At 40.6% G+C, this 15353-nt stretch carries 16 protein-coding genes; all 16 read left to right on the top strand.

Annotated elements, in window-relative coordinates:
* The first annotated feature begins 105 nt into the window (after positions 1-105).
* The 16 genes from PMI_RS13435 (at position 106) to PMI_RS13360 (ending at position 15294) form a co-directional block, all read left to right on the top strand.
* Positions 106-1380 (top strand): bifunctional O-acetylhomoserine aminocarboxypropyltransferase/cysteine synthase, encoded by a 1275-nt coding sequence (locus PMI_RS13435; RefSeq protein ID WP_004249177.1) that lies wholly within the window; start codon positions 106-108, stop codon positions 1378-1380.
* A gap of 430 nt (positions 1381-1810) precedes the next feature.
* Entirely contained in the window at positions 1811-2404 is a 594-nt protein-coding gene (locus PMI_RS13430) for a TetR/AcrR family transcriptional regulator (RefSeq protein WP_004245875.1), read from the top strand.
* Between the two features lie 20 nt (positions 2405-2424).
* Positions 2425-3285, top strand: coding sequence for a transcriptional regulator (locus PMI_RS13425; RefSeq protein ID WP_012368486.1), 861 nt, complete (start codon positions 2425-2427; stop codon positions 3283-3285).
* A complete protein-coding gene (locus PMI_RS13420) occupies positions 3285-3803 on the top strand; it encodes a FidL-like protein (RefSeq protein WP_004245872.1) in 519 nt (172 codons plus the stop codon). The genes PMI_RS13425 and PMI_RS13420 overlap by 1 nt, the downstream gene beginning before the upstream one ends.
* A gap of 583 nt (positions 3804-4386) precedes the next feature.
* Positions 4387-4665, top strand: a complete 279-nt coding sequence (locus PMI_RS13415) for a BMC domain-containing protein (protein WP_004249182.1) — start codon at positions 4387-4389, stop codon at positions 4663-4665.
* A gap of 20 nt (positions 4666-4685) precedes the next feature.
* Entirely contained in the window at positions 4686-4970 is a 285-nt protein-coding gene (locus PMI_RS13410) for a BMC domain-containing protein (RefSeq protein ID WP_004245870.1), read from the top strand.
* Between the two features lie 14 nt (positions 4971-4984).
* A complete protein-coding gene (locus PMI_RS13405; protein WP_004245869.1) occupies positions 4985-5263 on the top strand; it encodes a BMC domain-containing protein in 279 nt (92 codons plus the stop codon).
* A 67-nt stretch (positions 5264-5330) separates the two neighbouring features.
* A complete protein-coding gene (locus PMI_RS13400) occupies positions 5331-6983 on the top strand; it encodes an acetaldehyde dehydrogenase (acetylating) (RefSeq protein ID WP_004249183.1) in 1653 nt (550 codons plus the stop codon).
* Between the two features lie 26 nt (positions 6984-7009).
* Entirely contained in the window at positions 7010-7273 is a 264-nt protein-coding gene (locus PMI_RS13395; protein ID WP_004245867.1) for a EutN/CcmL family microcompartment protein, read from the top strand.
* 7 nt (positions 7274-7280) lie between these two features.
* On the top strand, positions 7281-8429 hold the full coding sequence (locus tag PMI_RS13390; RefSeq protein WP_012368485.1) for a 1-propanol dehydrogenase PduQ: 1149 nt from the start codon (positions 7281-7283) through the stop codon (positions 8427-8429).
* Between the two features lie 51 nt (positions 8430-8480).
* Positions 8481-11909, top strand: coding sequence for a choline trimethylamine-lyase (gene cutC, locus PMI_RS13385; protein WP_012368484.1), 3429 nt, complete (start codon positions 8481-8483; stop codon positions 11907-11909).
* Between the two features lie 103 nt (positions 11910-12012).
* Positions 12013-12963 carry a choline TMA-lyase-activating enzyme gene (cutD, locus tag PMI_RS13380; protein ID WP_004249185.1) on the top strand — a complete coding sequence of 317 codons (951 nt, stop codon included), beginning with the start codon at positions 12013-12015 and terminating at the stop codon, positions 12961-12963.
* A gap of 16 nt (positions 12964-12979) precedes the next feature.
* Positions 12980-13486 (top strand): BMC domain-containing protein, encoded by a 507-nt coding sequence (locus PMI_RS13375; RefSeq protein ID WP_004245861.1) that lies wholly within the window; start codon positions 12980-12982, stop codon positions 13484-13486.
* Positions 13486-14130, top strand: coding sequence for a phosphate propanoyltransferase (locus PMI_RS13370; RefSeq protein ID WP_004245860.1), 645 nt, complete (start codon positions 13486-13488; stop codon positions 14128-14130). The genes PMI_RS13375 and PMI_RS13370 overlap by 1 nt, the downstream gene beginning before the upstream one ends.
* Positions 14131-14147: 17 nt before the next feature.
* Complete coding sequence (locus PMI_RS13365) at positions 14148-14852, top strand: hypothetical protein (RefSeq protein WP_012368483.1); 705 nt, start codon at positions 14148-14150, stop codon at positions 14850-14852.
* A 34-nt stretch (positions 14853-14886) separates the two neighbouring features.
* Positions 14887-15294 (top strand): DMT family transporter, encoded by a 408-nt coding sequence (locus PMI_RS13360; RefSeq protein ID WP_004245857.1) that lies wholly within the window; start codon positions 14887-14889, stop codon positions 15292-15294.
* The last annotated feature ends 59 nt before the right edge of the window (positions 15295-15353 follow it).

The following is a 15353-nucleotide window of genomic DNA, read 5'->3' as shown; positions in this document are numbered from 1 at the left end:
TCACTATGCGACAAGGCTAATATCCGCTTATCTATATTACTTATAAGTTAAAAGATCTAACTTCTATTTAGAAGCTACCTATATGATAAGAACAAAGGGATTGCTATGAAACTTGAGACACTTTCTGTTCACGCTGGTTATTCACCTGATCCAACCACCAAAGCTGTTGCGGTGCCTATTTACCAAACCACCTCTTATGCATTTGATGATACGCAACATGGTGCTGATCTATTTGACTTAAAAGTACCTGGCAATATCTACACGCGTATCATGAACCCAACCAATGATGTATTGGAACAACGCGTTGCCGCCTTAGAAGGAGGGATTGCAGCAGTTGCTGTGGCATCGGGTATGGCTGCGATTACTTATGCTATCCAGACCATTGCACAAGTGGGCGATAACATTGTGTCGGTTGCGAAGCTCTATGGCGGTACATATAACTTAATGGCGCACACTTTTCCCCGTATCGGTATCGAAGCGCGTTTTGCCCCCCATGATGATCTGCTGGCACTTGAAGCGTTAATTGATGAGAAAACCAAAGCGGTATTTTGTGAATCTATCACTAATCCAAGTGGTAATATTGTTGATATTCAAGCTCTCGCCACTGTGGCTCATCGTCATGGTGTCCCTTTAATTGTTGATAATACGGTAGCAACGCCTTACCTATGTCGCCCTTTTGAGCATGGTGCTGATATTATTATTCACTCACTCACTAAATATATTGGTGGTCATGGTAACTCTATTGGTGGGATCGTCGTTGATTCAGGTAAATTTCCTTGGGCTGAACATAAAGATCGTTTTGAAATCCTCAATACACCGGATGTCTCTTATCATGGGGTTAATTATGTTGAACACTTTGGTGCGGCTGCTTATATTGCGCGATGCCGTGTTGCCCCATTGCGTGGAACAGGAGCCGCTCTTTCGCCATTTAACGCCTTCTTAATTCTTCAAGGTCTAGAAACATTAGCGTTACGTATGGAGCGTCATACTGAAAATGCGCAAAAAGTTGCTGAATATTTGCAAAATCATCCTCAAGTTGTCTGGGTTAAATATGCAGGTTTAACCAGCCACCCGGAGCATAATTTAGCGGTACGTTATATGTCAGGTAAACCTGCTGGTATTCTCTCTTTTGGTATCAAAGGCGGTGCCGAAGCGGGTGCGAAATTTATCGATGCATTGAAATTGATTGTGCGTCTTGTCAATATTGGTGATGCTAAATCTTTGGCTTGTCATCCTGCATCAACCACTCATCGCCAACTCAATGATGAAGAGTTAGAACGCGCGGGGGTTTCTCGTGATTTAATTCGACTTTCAATTGGTATTGAACATATAGACGATATTATCGCTGATCTAGAACAAGCATTAAACGCCAGTTTTTAACCGTTATTAATAATAGTTAATTAATAACGATTAAGTAATAGTAATTTAATTAATAATAGAAAGGCCTTCTTTAAATTTAAAGAGGGCTTTTTATTTTAAAACAAACAAATAATCGATCTTTTAAAGGGGTGTTTAATTTATTCTCTATGAGAGAAAGTGTGTTTTATTGCGTTACCACATTATTGAAATATCTTAATGACTATTTATCCTTATTTTTAATTGATAATTATCAAGTTCTCTTTTTTTGTTGTTAATTAAATATTTTATTGAGATCAAAAATATAAAATAATTTTATTATTTAAAATTAAATTTGGTTTTAAATAAAGTAATGTGAAGTTGACAACATTATTGGCATATAATAAGGCTCACTCTAATAGTGCTTGATTTTGATCAATAAGGAACATACCGACTGGTCGGTATTATCCTACGCATGAATACAACCGCACATCACCGAAAAAAAGATCCTATCCGCGTCCAAGAGCAGTTATTAGAAGCGGCAAGTATTATTGTGGCGAATGAAGGAATTGCTTCTTTATCTTTAAATGCCGTAGCCAAAGAAGCGGGTGTCAGTAAAGGCGGATTATTGCACCATTTTCCTGGGAAGATAGAACTGATACAGGCGGTATTCAAACGCTTACTCGGTATTATGGATAAACGAATTGCGTTAATTATGGCCAACGATCCGATAGAAGCAGGGCGCTTTTCTCGCGCTTATTTAACCTATATTTCTGATCTCAAACAGTCAGATGAAAGCCGCCAATTGGCAATACTTTCTTTAGCTATGCCTAACGAGCCAATAATGCGTCAATGTTGGCGTGATTGGATGTTAGGCCATTTAGCCAAAGGCGATAAACTTGATAATAGCTACTTAGGTACGTTAATTCGTTATGCTGCCGATGGCCTTTGGTTATCAGAACTCACAGAAGGCCCTACGATTTCACAACAAGAGCGTAGTGCATTAGTTGAAAGATTATTAAAAATGACATTTGAATATATGGCCGACACAGCAAATCAGTCATGTTAATTAGGATGAATGAGGGCACAATGAAATACAGAATAAATGCCTCAATTTATTACGACGCAACGGATGGCGCGATATCGTTAGAAAAAGGTGACGTTGATACACATCTGTCTATTACCGCTAATGCGTTACTCTTTTATTTTATTCAAAATCCCGGTGTAGTAAATCGTGATGAAGTATTAAAACGCGTGTGGGATGACAATGGGCTAGTTTCTTCAAATAGTAATTTAAACCAATATTTAAGTTTATTGCGTAAAACATTTCGTCATTATGGTATTGAAAATATTATTGTCACTATCGCCAAAGGGCGACTAGAGTTTAATCCTGATATCTCTGTTGAATTAATTGATGACTCAACACTGTTACCTGTTACGCAAACAAATGATCACGAAGGTGAAGCAAATAAAAGTAATACAACATCACCCATTGAGACATCATTATCATCCGAGCCTGATAATCTAGACAGTGAATTAGAAAAAGAGCCTCAATTATCGGCAACATCGCCACAAAAACCAGAAATTTGTTGGTATTTAGCCAGTATTGGTTTTTTATTTGGCGCCATATTTCTTGTGGTGATCATCTTTTTAAATCAGCATCAATCAAAGCCTATCACATTAACACCTCTCACCCATAATGATTGTGAATTACTCTCTAACGAGGCCATGATTAACTCCTCTGTCAGTGATAATTATATTCGCAATTTTGACGCTGTAAGAAAGAAGCTTAATTTACAGTGTGTGAAAGGGGAGCGCTTTGTTTTTTTCTATGGTGATAAATTACAAACTAATGGCTTAGGGCGTGTCTTTTTAGCGCATTGCGCTAAGAACGAAGATAATCCATTTAGCTATTGCGATAATTACTTTTACTATTCTTGGAAATACTAATGAAAATCTCAGGGAAACTTTTATGTTTTTTATCGGCCCTGATTTTTATCTTGGTCGCCACTTATGCAGCAACAAGATTATTAACTATCAAAAATGAAGGTATGATGGTTTGTTCAACAAAGGGCATTATGCGCTTTGAAAATATGGAAGATGAGAATGTGAATGGCAATATTCATTTCTCTTTTGGTGCTAATGGCAAAGGCTCTATTGTGGTTGAGGGGTATACTACCTCTAAAGCGGGTTGGCTCTATTTACAACGTTATGTGAAATTTGATTACACCACAAAGCGGGTTTCCCCCACCGAGCGTCACTATTTTGTCAGTCAATGGGAGTCTAGTGCCTCCTCGATTGATGAGTCTCCCGATGTTATTTTTGATTATTTTATGCGTGAAATGTCAGATAGTCATGATGGATTATTTATTAACGCACAAAAGCTAAATGAAAAAACGTTATTACTCAGTTCGCTCAATTCCCCACTCTATATTTGTACCTTAAAACCCGGCAGTAAATTCGATTAAAAATCCACATTACTTTCTCGCTCAATAAATATTGGGCGAGCGTTGCGACGTATTCTTGCGAATATTCCCTCTCTCATACTGTCCCCCCATCGACGGAAACATTGACTATTTATGCCTGCTAAGGACGCTGCATGATGAGTTCGGCTTAAGACATAAAGGGCTAACCTAGAAATAGCACTTTTTGTATATAGACTAGATTTAGCTTTTTCTCATCCTTGAGCTGGCATTGAAATATTAGTGATATCCCGCACATCTTTCCCGCTGATTTGTACTGCCTTTTTGCACCTTTTCAACATCCTTCTAACAAACTTAAATTGTCTTTTTTTTCATCTTCTTTGCGTGTTTTTTTATAAATTTAAACAGATAAAAAAAAGCAATTAACAGCATAGATAAATAAAAATAAGGCTAAATAAGCATAAATATCAGAATATAAAACTATATGTTTATCTTTTATGGATTTATATGTTGTTTTTATTTTTAGCCGTTATAGTGAATTTGAAACCAAGGTCTGCGTTTAAAAAATCACCACGCAGACATGATGGGTAACTGTAAACCGTTAAACGGCTTCCTGGAGGAAATAAAAATGGGTGATGCATTAGGTCTGATTGAAACTAAAGGGTTAGTGGCATGTATCGAAGCCGCTGATGCGATGTGCAAAGCCGCCAATGTTGAATTGATTGGTTATGAAAACGTTGGTTCAGGTCTCGTGACTGCGATGGTGAAAGGCGACGTAGGGGCAGTGAAAGCTGCGGTAGATTCAGGTGTGGAATCAGCGCAACGGGTGGGTGAAGTCGTCACATCACTTGTGATTGCTCGTCCTCACAATGACATCAACAAAATTGTTATCAAACACAAGGCATAGTCTTTGCCTTAGGAGAACGTATGGGTGATGCATTAGGACTTATTGAAACTCAAGGGCTAGTGGCATGTATTGAAGCCGCTGATGCGATGTGCAAAGCCGCCAATGTTGAATTGATTGGTTATGAAAATGTTGGCTCAGGTTTGGTCACTGCAATGGTAAAAGGCGATGTGGGTGCCGTTAAAGCCGCTGTAGATTCTGGCTTAGAAGCGGCTCAACGTGTAGGTACGGTGGTCACTTCATTAGTCATCGCTCGTCCACATAACGATATTCAAAAAATCGTTGCCCAGTACAAAGTGACTGAATAACGAAGGAAATAAATATGAAAGAAGCACTCGGTCTAGTGGAAACCAAAGGTCTAGTCGCTTGCATTGAAGCTGCTGACGCAATGTGTAAAGCAGCCAATGTGGAACTGATTGGTTATGAAAACGTCGGTTCAGGTTTAGTGACTGCCATGGTGAAAGGCGATGTCGGTGCAGTTAATGCAGCGGTTGAGTCTGGTGTTGAGGCGGCAAAACGTATCGGCACAGTAGTGACTTCTCGTGTTATTGCAAGACCACATAACGATATCGAGAAGATTGCAGAGCAACATAAAGCCTGATTATTCAGGTGCTGCCAAGCAAAAAACGTTATTCAGCTAAATTTTTAACTCCTGTATGGGGGAAAACATGGTTGCATTAGATAAAGATTTGCAATCCCGACAACTGGCTCGCGAGCTAGTTCGTAACGCGAAAAATGCACAACAACAATATGCGAAATTTTCGCAGGAAAAAATCGACAATATAGTCAAACACATTGCATTTGAAGCTGCTCGTCACGCAGAAGAGTTGGCAAAAATGGCCAGCGAAGAGACCGGCTTTGGTAAATGGCAAGACAAAGTACTGAAAAATACCTTTGCGTCATTGCGTGTGTATGAACATATGAAAGACCTAAAGACCATTGGCATTATCAATGACGATAAAGTGAAAAAAGTCATGGATGTGGGGGTACCTTTAGGGGTTATTACAGCGTTAGTGCCTTCCACTAACCCAACTTCAACCATTATCTATAAAACCCTAATTGCACTGAAAGCAGGTAATGCGATTATTTTTTCACCGCACCCTAATGCGAAACAGTGTAGTTTCCGCGCGCTAGAAATTGTCAAAAAAGCCGCACTAGAAGCGGGAGCACCTGAGGGAATTGTCGATGGTGTGACATTGCTGACATTGGAAGCGACAAAAGAATTAATGCACAGCAAAGATGTGTCATTAATCTTAGCTACTGGCGGTGAAGGAATGGTGCGTGCGGCTTATGCATCAGGCACACCAACTATCAGTGGTGGTCCAGGTAATGGTCCTGCCTTTATTGAGCGTAGTGCGGATATCAAAAAAGCAGTGAGCGATATCATCACCAGTAAAACATTTGATAATGGCGTGATCTGCGCTTCAGAGCAATCCATCATCGTAGAACGTTGTATTTATAACGAAGTTCACCGTGAGCTATTAGCGCAAGGTGCTTATTTTATGAATGATGAAGAAGCAGCGAAAGTCGCTTCTATGTTATTGCGCGCTAATGGCACGATAAATCCTGCGGTGGTTGGTAAAGATGCTATCTATTTAAGCCAGCGCGCCGGTTTTACTGTACCTGCTAATACCCGCGTCTTGATTGCACTACAAGATACTGTTTCACCGAAGAATCCCTATTCACGGGAAAAACTGTGCCCAATCTTAGGTATGTATATTGAAGAAGATTGGCAATCAGCCTGTCATCGTGTGGTGCAATTGCTCACTAACGAAGGCTTAGGTCATACCTTAGTGATCCATACCCAAAATGAAGATGTTATTCGTCAGTTCTCTTTAGAAAAACCCGTTAATCGTATTTTAATTAATACTCCGGCGGCATTAGGTGGTATTGGCGCAACAACCAATATTACTCCTGCGTTAACCCTAGGTTGTGGTGCGGTAGGCGGTGGTTCTAGCTCAGATAACGTCGGCCCGATGAATTTACTGAATATTCGTAAAGTCGGTTATGGGGTACGTAGTGTTGAAGAGTTAAAACAACCTTGTCCATTAGCACAAGAAGCTGCTCAACCTGCTGTTTCTAGCGCAAATTACCACACCAGCATTCTTGATGATGATCGTTTTCGTTCACCTTCTTTAACCCCTGTTCATGCGGAATGTGCAACAGCACAACGTCAAACACAAGGTGATGATCGCTTTGGCGCGTCCCCTTATACAACGACAGTCAGTGCGTGTGCACAACAAGTGATTGAGCAAGGTGAGATCACCGAAGAGAACGTGGAGCGCATTATCAAAGAAGTTCTCGGACGTCTGGGTAAATAACTCATTGATAGAAGGCGATATAAACCATGATCCTCGCAAAGGTAATCGGACACGTAGTCGCGACACAAAAAAGCCCTGAACTGAAAGGAAGCAATTTATTAATGATAGCGACCTTAGATGATGAGCTTAATCCACTGAAAAATAAAACCTATGTTGCAGTGGATAGTGTGGGTGCAGGTATCAACGATGTGGTGTTGGCTGAAGAATACTTCGCACTAAACAAAGATCGTTACAAGGCGATGTCCGTGGTTGCCATTGTTGAGAAGGTTTATCGGGACAGTAAGGAGTAATAACGACATGAGTGAGTTTCTGATAAAACCCAAAATTCAGTTTGGCACCAATGCACTGAATTTTCTCTCTGGGTTAACTGCCCGCCGCGCATTTGTGGTGACAGATAAAGCAATGGTGAAGTTTGGCTTTGCAGATAAAGTCACTGAAAAATTAATGCAACGAGGTATTGAGTTTCAAATCTATGATGATGTTGCATCAGATCCTGATATTTCTGCCATTGTCAGTGGTATGAAAATAATGGATGCCCATTATCCTGATTTGGTTATCGCACTCGGCGGTGGATCTGTTATCGATGCTGCTAAAGCCGTTATGTACTCCCTCTGGCATACCCGTAAAGAGCACAGTAGAAGTAAACCGCAGTTTATTGCGATCCCCACGACCAGTGGTACTGGCTCTGAAGTGACCTCTTTTTCAGTGATCAAATCACGCAGTGAAAAACTGGTATTGGTCGATGAGTTTATGTTGCCTGATATCGCGATCCTCGATCCTGAACTTGTGAAATCTGTACCTCCTGCAATTACCGCTGATACGGGTATGGATGTCCTTTGCCATGCATTAGAAGCTTATGTGTCTAAAGCTACATCTGATTTTTCTGATGCGATGGCAGAAAAAGCAGTCAAATTAGTGTTTAGCCATCTGCTTGATTGTCATCATCAAGGGGATAACTTACTTGCTCGCGAAAAAATGCACAATGCATCTTGCATCGCAGGTATGGCATTTACTAATGCGTCGTTAGGTATTACACACAGTCTTGCCCATGCATTAGGCGGTGTTTTTCATGTCCCTCATGGCCGTGCGAATGCGTTATTGATGACACATGTTATTGCCTTTAATGCCAATCTTCATGGTGATTGTAATAGCGAAGCAGCGAAGCGCTATGCCTACCTTGCCCAAAGTTTAGGATTACCTGCGCAGACGGTAAAAGAAGGCGTTATCAGCCTTATTGTCGCCATTAATGTATTGAAAGATGAAATCGGTATGCCGAAGAGTATTCGCGATACCGGTGTCAGTGAAGCGGACTTTTATGCCCGTTTAACGGAAATGGTCGGACAGGCTTTACGCGATAGCTGTACGCCGACAAATCCGCGTGACGTAAACACACACCAATTAGAAACATTGTATCGTCAGGCATTTGCCGGTGTATCACACAGTTAATGCTCAATTAATACCGATTAGGTCTAGTAAAGAACATCAGGAGAGCCTCACATGGCCAAATATTCTTTGACGCCACGCGTAAAAATGCTGGCAGAACGTTTAGTTTCACGTAACAGTTCTATTAGCACAGAGCGTGCGACGATTTTTGATTCATTAGATAACAATATTGCCGGTGTGCCCCAAGCGATTAAACCTGCACAACGCTTTTATCAGTTTATTCGTCATTTTCCAAGCTATATCGCTCAAGATGAGCTCATTATCGGTAGCCAATCCTCAACACCACGTGGTGCGATTTTCCACAGCGAAGAAGAAGTGCGTAGTGACTCTATTTATCGCTTTTTAAGTATCAATAATAGCGTTACATCACCTGATTATATGCTGGTGGTGAATCAAGGTTTCTTAGCCATCAAAGCACAACTTGAAGATAGAATGAGAAGCATTGGTAGTGCGGTAAATCGTAGCAGTATGGATGAAGCCAATTTCTGCAAATCGGCGATTTATGCATGTGATGCGGCACTTTATTTTGCACAACTACTGTCAGCTAAAGCAGAAAATTTAGCCGCAATGGAAGGTAATCCATACCGTAAAGCTGAATTATTAGAAAGTGCGGCTATTTTACGTAAAGTACCCGCCAAACCAGCAGAAACCTTTAAAGAAGCGGTACAAGTTTTCTATTTATTACAGCTTATTCTTCATCTGGAGAATGGTAGCTACGCTATCAACCCAATGGGCTTTGATAAAGCACTATACCCATTCTATCAACGTGATATTGACCAAGGCCGTTTAACGCCAGCACAAGCTTATGAGATTGTTGAAAGTCTTTGGCTAAAACTGGCTGAGCTATCCGAAGTGCGCGCAACGAAAGAAGTCGATGGCTATCCGATGTTTGATGCCATGACCCAAGGTATCGATATTAACGATCCTCGCGTCAGTATTAACGAACTTTCAGAAATGTTGTTATCAGCGCGCGCTAATTTATCAGCATTACACAGTTCACTACAAGTCCGTTTATATAACGGTCGTATGAATACACCACCGCAATATGCTTCACCTTCAGCCAATGTTGTTACACCGGCGACAGCAAATGGTGAGTTGACTGTAATGGAAGGCTTAACTCCCCGTCTACAGCGCCTGCGTAATCGTTATTTAGAGGCTCGTCCTAGTGTTTCAATTTATAGAGCATTAGCCTTTACTGAAATTGCTCGCAATAATCCTGGTTTACCCCCTATTTTATTGCGTGCTAAAGCTTTCCGCCGTGCTTGTGAAACCGCACCTATCTTAATTCAAGATGAAGAGCTTATTGTGGGACATCCTTGTGGGAAACCGCGTGCTGGCGCTTTCTCTCCTGATATCGCATGGCGTTGGGTACGTGATGAACTCGACACCATGAGCACGCGCCCACAAGATCCATTCCAAATTTCAGAAGAAGACAAAAAAGTCATTCGTGAAGAGATAGTGCCATTTTGGGAAGGTCGCTCTTTAGATGAAATTTGTGAAGCGCAATACCGTGAAGCGGGTGTATGGGAATTCAGTGGCGAAACCTTTGTCAGCGATCTCTCTTATCATCAAATTAATGGTGGTGGTGATACTTGCCCCGGTTATGACGTATTGTTATTCACCAAAGGGATGAACGGTATTAAAGCCGATGCACAAGCGAAATTGGCTGAATTAAGCATGGAAAATCCTGCTGATATTGACCGTATCTATTTCTATAAAGCGTCGATTGAAAGTTGTGAAGGGGTTATCGCTTATGCTCATCGTATTGCCGAGCATGCCCGTGAATTAGCCTCTAAAGAGAGTGATCCACAACGTCGTGAAGAGTTATTGACCATTGCTCAAGTCAATGAAAATGTTCCTGCTAATCCACCAAAAACATTGCAAGAAGCACTGCAAAGTATCTGGACTGTAGAATCATTGTTTGAAGTTGAAGAGAACCAAACGGGACTTTCTTTAGGTCGCTTAGATCAATACTGTTTCCCAATGTATGAAAACGACATTAAAACAGGTCGTTTAACGCGTGAACAAGCACTGGAAATGATGCAGGCCTTTATCATCAAATGTGCCGAATTAATGTGGATGTCTAGTGAACTTGGCGCAAAATATTTTGCCGGTTATCAACCCTTTATCAACTTAACGGTGGGGGGACAGAAACGCTCAGGTGGCGATGCTTGTAACGATTTAACTTACTTGATTATGGACGCAGTACGCTTTGTGAAAGTGTATCAACCTTCGCTGGCTTGTCGTATCCATAACCAATCACCACAGCAATATATGGAAAAAATCGTTGATGTGGTCAAAGCGGGAATGGGCTTCCCTGCCTGTCACTTCGATGATTCTCATATCAAGATGATGTTGCGCAAAGGCTTCGACTTTGAAGATGCACGCGATTACTGCTTGATGGGCTGTGTTGAACCACAAAAATCAGGTCGTATCTATCAATGGACATCAACGGGTTATACCCAGTGGCCAATTGCCATTGAATTTGTATTAAATCGTGGTCGTATGGTGCTGTTTGATAGCTACCAAGGCTTAGACACCGGCGATTTACGTGATTTACGTACTTATGAGGATTTCGATCGCGCGGTTAAAGAGCAAGTCGCACATATTATTCGTTTATCAGCAATTGGTACGGTTATCAGCCAGCGCGTTCACCGTGACATTGCCCCAAAACCACTCATGTCGCTATTGGTTGAAGGTTGTATGGAGCAAGGTAAAGACGTGACAGCGGGTGGTGCGATGGTTAACCACGGACCGGGTCTGATCTTCTCTGGTTTAGCCACTTATGTCGATTCTATGGCGGCAATTCGCAAACTGGTTTATGAAGACAAAAAATATACCTTAGAGCAAATACGTGACGGCTTATTAGCTAATTTTGAAGGGCACGAAGAGTTACTGCGTGACTGTTTAAATGCACCGAAATTTGGTAACGACGATGATGTTGTTGACCAATATGCGTTAGACATTACCGAATGGACTGAACGTGAATGCCGTAAATATAAAATGCTCTACTCCACATTTAGTCACGGTACGTTATCTATCTCTAATAACACGCCAATTGGTGAATTAACCGCAGCAACACCAAACGGTCGTTTAGCATGGAAACCATTATCAGATGGGATCAGCCCTACACAGGGTGCCGATAAACATGGCCCAACTGCCATCATTAAATCCATCAGCAAGATGAATGTTGAAACCATGAATATCGGTATGGTTCATAACTTTAAATTCCTCAAAGGCTTGCTAGATACCAATGAAGGACGCCAAGGATTAATTACCTTATTAAGAACTGCCTCTATTTTGGGTAATGGTCAGATGCAATTTAGCTATGTCGATAATGAAGTACTGAAAAAAGCCCAATTAGAGCCTGAAAAGTACCGCGATTTAATTGTCCGGGTTGCTGGCTACAGTGCGTACTTCGTTGAATTATGTAAAGAAGTTCAGGATGAAATTATTAGTCGTACAGTGATTGAGAAATTCTGATCATAGACCTAAGGAGGGCTAAGAGTCCTCCCTATTAATCGCGACAAGACAAGATGTAAATTTATCGAACAAGGATGTTTGATGCAGATTTGGAGGCGTAAAGATGGAGACGGCAGCAGAAATAAGAGGGCGGATATTTAATATCCAAAAATACTCTATTTATGATGGTGATGGTATTCGTACTCTGGTTTTCTTAAAAGGCTGTAATATCCGCTGCCCTTGGTGTTCAAACCCAGAAGGTCTTAGCAGTGAATTTCAGGTGATGTACTCTCGCGATAAATGCGTGGATTGCGGTAAATGTGTTGATGTGTGTCCGGCAGGTGTGCATTACATGACAACCAATGAGCAAGGGCAGCAAGTTCATCGCGTTGATCGTGCCGTTGATTGTATTGGATGCCGTAAATGTGAAGAAGTGTGTCTTTCTGATGCACTGGATATTATGGGTAAAGATGTCTCTGTATCTGAATTGATGGACATTATCATGCAAGATTACGACTTCTATATCTCTTCCGGCGGTGGTGTCACAATCGGTGGCGGCGAAATGAGTTTACAAACGGATTTTGCTGTAGCTCTGCTACGTGAATGTAAAAAGATGATGATCAATACCGCGGTGGAAACACAAGCAACCACTAATGTGGCTAATTATGAAAAATTAGCGCAAGTCGTTGATCAGTTTCTAATTGATATCAAACACATTGATACTACTCAGCATAAAGCATTATTTGGCATTGGTAATGAGAATGTCCGCCGTAATTTAGAGCGTTTGATGGATCTCGGTGCAAATGTGGTTATCCGTATGCCTTTAGTGCGAGGTTATAACGACTCTTATGATGCGATTACTGGTGCGATTAACTACGCCATGGCGTTGTCAAAACGCGGTAATCTTCAGCGCATCGATATTCTACCTTATCACCAATTTGGCCGTAATAAATACCAAAAATTGGAGATGATCTACCCCATTAAAAACGATCCGGGATATACGCCAGAAGAGCTCGATCGCTTAGAAGCCTTCTTTAAACAATTTGATTTTGAGATCCGTCTTGTCCGCCACTAATCAGTAGGAGAGAAAGATGAACAGTTTAGGTGTGATTGAAACACGCGGATTAACCGCTGCGATCCAAGCTGCTGATGCGGCTTGTAAAGCTGCCAGTGTTGAAATTATCGGTTATAGAAAAATTGGATCAGGGTTAGTTTCTGTCTGTTTTCAAGGTGAGATCAGTGCGGTAAAAACAGCGGTTGAGCATGGTGTAGATGTGGTGAGCCAAAAAGAGTTGGTTATCGGATCACTCGTCATAGCAAGACCAGAGCCAAGTGTTATCACCAAATTGCTGACAATAAAAGGTAAGAAAAAAAGCGCTGTTATTAGTGAAGAAACACAACAGAATGCACTCAAAACGCTGGCTGAAAACAGGGTTGAAACTGTCATGAAGCACGAAAGTGGAGATAGTGACGCGACAAAAGAAGTTGCAGATAGACTGGCTCAAAATAGTGCCCCTGAAACTAAAGCAATGACAGCAGATAAAGCACCAAGCAGTAAAAAAGAGAGTAAACCTGAAAGCCGTAAAGGTAAAAAATAATGATTAATCAACAACTAATGGGAAAAATTCTCACTCGTTTAAATATCCCCAATGTGGGAATGGGCATAAATCAAGGGATCGCTATTCCTGTTGGTATTTCTAATCGGCATGTACATCTTTCACAACAAGATGTAGATGCGTTATTTGGTCACGGCTATCAGATCACCCCGTTTAAAGATCTAAAACAACCGGGACAATTTGCCGCCAAAGAGTGTGTGATGGTAGTCGGGCCTAAAGGCTCTATCAGTAAAGTTCGTGTTTTAGGGCCGGTTCGTCCACAAAGCCAATTAGAAATTTCAAAAGCAGATTGTTTTGCATTAGGTATAAAGGCACCCGTGCGTAGTTCCGGTGATTTGGCAGGCTCCGGTAATGCGGTTTTAATGGGGCCTGCGGGATATGTGGAATTAAAACAGCAAGTCATTTGTGCTCAGCGTCATATTCATATGAATAATATTGATGCTAGAGCGTTAAATGTGACCAATGGTCAGAAAGTGCATGTAAAAACAGAGGGTGAACGTAGCCTGATTTTTGATGAAGTGATTGTGCGCGTCAGTGATAAATTTGCATTGGAATTTCATATTGATACCGATGAGGCAAATGCGGCAGGAGTTAGAAATAACGACAGCGTGTTTATTGTCAGCTAAGACAATGAGGTGAGGTAATGGACAATCAATTAATTGAACGGATTGTTGCAGAAATAGAAAAGTGTATAAAAAAGCCGGTGTTGTTAGTTTTAACACCGGCGCCGGGATATCGTGATGAAATCTATCAACGCATTAGCCATTTTTCCACTGTACGGGCTTCTATTTTTGTTACCACACAGGCACAGCAATGCCATGATTTATCGCAGTGGTGCCATGTAGGGGATATCACTAAAGCCGATGAGTTTGATCCCCATAGGTTATCTGCTTATCAGGCATTATTTATTCCCTATTTTGACAAAAAGCTGGTGGGGGAAATTATTAATGGGTTAATGATTAGTGAAGAAGGAACACTTATTCATTCCGCATTGGCTAAAAATATTCCTATTATTGCATTACCTTACTTTTGTCAGCCAAACAGTGAAATTAATGAAATTTTAGGTTTAAACCAAAATGAACACTATAACTTAGTGCTAAAACAGAATATTGAACGATTAATATCAATGGGTATTACTTTTTGCTCAATAAATGAAGTTGAAGATAACTTAAAAAAGAATGCTTTTGATCACAAGTTAAAATTTATTAATAAAACGGAAACAAAACAACTGAATAATAATCGCTATATTACTTTGAAACAAGTAATGAGTAACCCTGAAAAATACCAATTATCACAAGATAAATTAACCGATTCTGCTATTGAATATTTAAAAAGTTTGAAAGATTAAAATATACCATATCTAAAAATTTAGGAGTCTTATTATGTCCCCAAAAGCAAAATCATGGCTTTGGATGCTGGCGGTTATTATTTCAGAAACCTCAGCAACCTCGACCTTAAAAATGTTTGATAATAGTGAAGGAATAACAAAGACATTATTATTAGGATTAATTATTGTTCTTTATATTGTTTGTTATTATTCATTATCTCGTGCAGTTAAAAATATTCCAGTAGGCTTAGCTTATGCCACCTGGTCCGGAACCGGTATCTTAGTTGTATCTACTTTAGGTATGGCATTTTACGGTCAACATCCTGATACGGCTGCTATTATTGGTATGGCAGTTATTGCCAGCGGGATCGTCATTATGAATCTGTTTTCGAAAATGGGTTCCGAAGAAGAGCCAGAAGAAACGACGGAGTTATCGAATATAAAACACACTGCTCGTCAGTGAATAAATAAATCTATTTCTTAATAATCTATATTTAATAAAACTATTTTTTAATAAATAAG

It is taken from the genome of Proteus mirabilis HI4320 (assembly GCF_000069965.1).
GTDB classification, from domain to species: domain Bacteria; phylum Pseudomonadota; class Gammaproteobacteria; order Enterobacterales; family Enterobacteriaceae; genus Proteus; species Proteus mirabilis.
Note: the sequence above shows the minus strand (reverse complement) of the source record. Positions and strands in the feature narration are given on the sequence as shown.

What these genes read in the sequence shown, in the direction of transcription:
- PMI_RS13435 (WP_004249177.1), top strand. Translation starts at nt 106, where the DNA reads ATGAAACTTGAGACACTTTCTGTTCACGCTGGTTATTCACCTGATCCA.
- PMI_RS13430 (WP_004245875.1), top strand. Translation starts at nt 1,811, where the DNA reads ATGAATACAACCGCACATCACCGAAAAAAAGATCCTATCCGCGTCCAA.
- PMI_RS13425 (WP_012368486.1), top strand. Translation starts at nt 2,425, where the DNA reads ATGAAATACAGAATAAATGCCTCAATTTATTACGACGCAACGGATGGC.
- PMI_RS13420 (WP_004245872.1), top strand. Translation starts at nt 3,285, where the DNA reads ATGAAAATCTCAGGGAAACTTTTATGTTTTTTATCGGCCCTGATTTTT.
- PMI_RS13415 (WP_004249182.1), top strand. Translation starts at nt 4,387, where the DNA reads ATGGGTGATGCATTAGGTCTGATTGAAACTAAAGGGTTAGTGGCATGT.
- PMI_RS13410 (WP_004245870.1), top strand. Translation starts at nt 4,686, where the DNA reads ATGGGTGATGCATTAGGACTTATTGAAACTCAAGGGCTAGTGGCATGT.
- PMI_RS13405 (WP_004245869.1), top strand. Translation starts at nt 4,985, where the DNA reads ATGAAAGAAGCACTCGGTCTAGTGGAAACCAAAGGTCTAGTCGCTTGC.
- PMI_RS13400 (WP_004249183.1), top strand. Translation starts at nt 5,331, where the DNA reads ATGGTTGCATTAGATAAAGATTTGCAATCCCGACAACTGGCTCGCGAG.
- PMI_RS13395 (WP_004245867.1), top strand. Translation starts at nt 7,010, where the DNA reads ATGATCCTCGCAAAGGTAATCGGACACGTAGTCGCGACACAAAAAAGC.
- PMI_RS13390 (WP_012368485.1), top strand. Translation starts at nt 7,281, where the DNA reads ATGAGTGAGTTTCTGATAAAACCCAAAATTCAGTTTGGCACCAATGCA.
- cutC (WP_012368484.1), top strand. Translation starts at nt 8,481, where the DNA reads ATGGCCAAATATTCTTTGACGCCACGCGTAAAAATGCTGGCAGAACGT.
- cutD (WP_004249185.1), top strand. Translation starts at nt 12,013, where the DNA reads ATGGAGACGGCAGCAGAAATAAGAGGGCGGATATTTAATATCCAAAAA.
- PMI_RS13375 (WP_004245861.1), top strand. Translation starts at nt 12,980, where the DNA reads ATGAACAGTTTAGGTGTGATTGAAACACGCGGATTAACCGCTGCGATC.
- PMI_RS13370 (WP_004245860.1), top strand. Translation starts at nt 13,486, where the DNA reads ATGATTAATCAACAACTAATGGGAAAAATTCTCACTCGTTTAAATATC.
- PMI_RS13365 (WP_012368483.1), top strand. Translation starts at nt 14,148, where the DNA reads ATGGACAATCAATTAATTGAACGGATTGTTGCAGAAATAGAAAAGTGT.
- PMI_RS13360 (WP_004245857.1), top strand. Translation starts at nt 14,887, where the DNA reads ATGTCCCCAAAAGCAAAATCATGGCTTTGGATGCTGGCGGTTATTATT.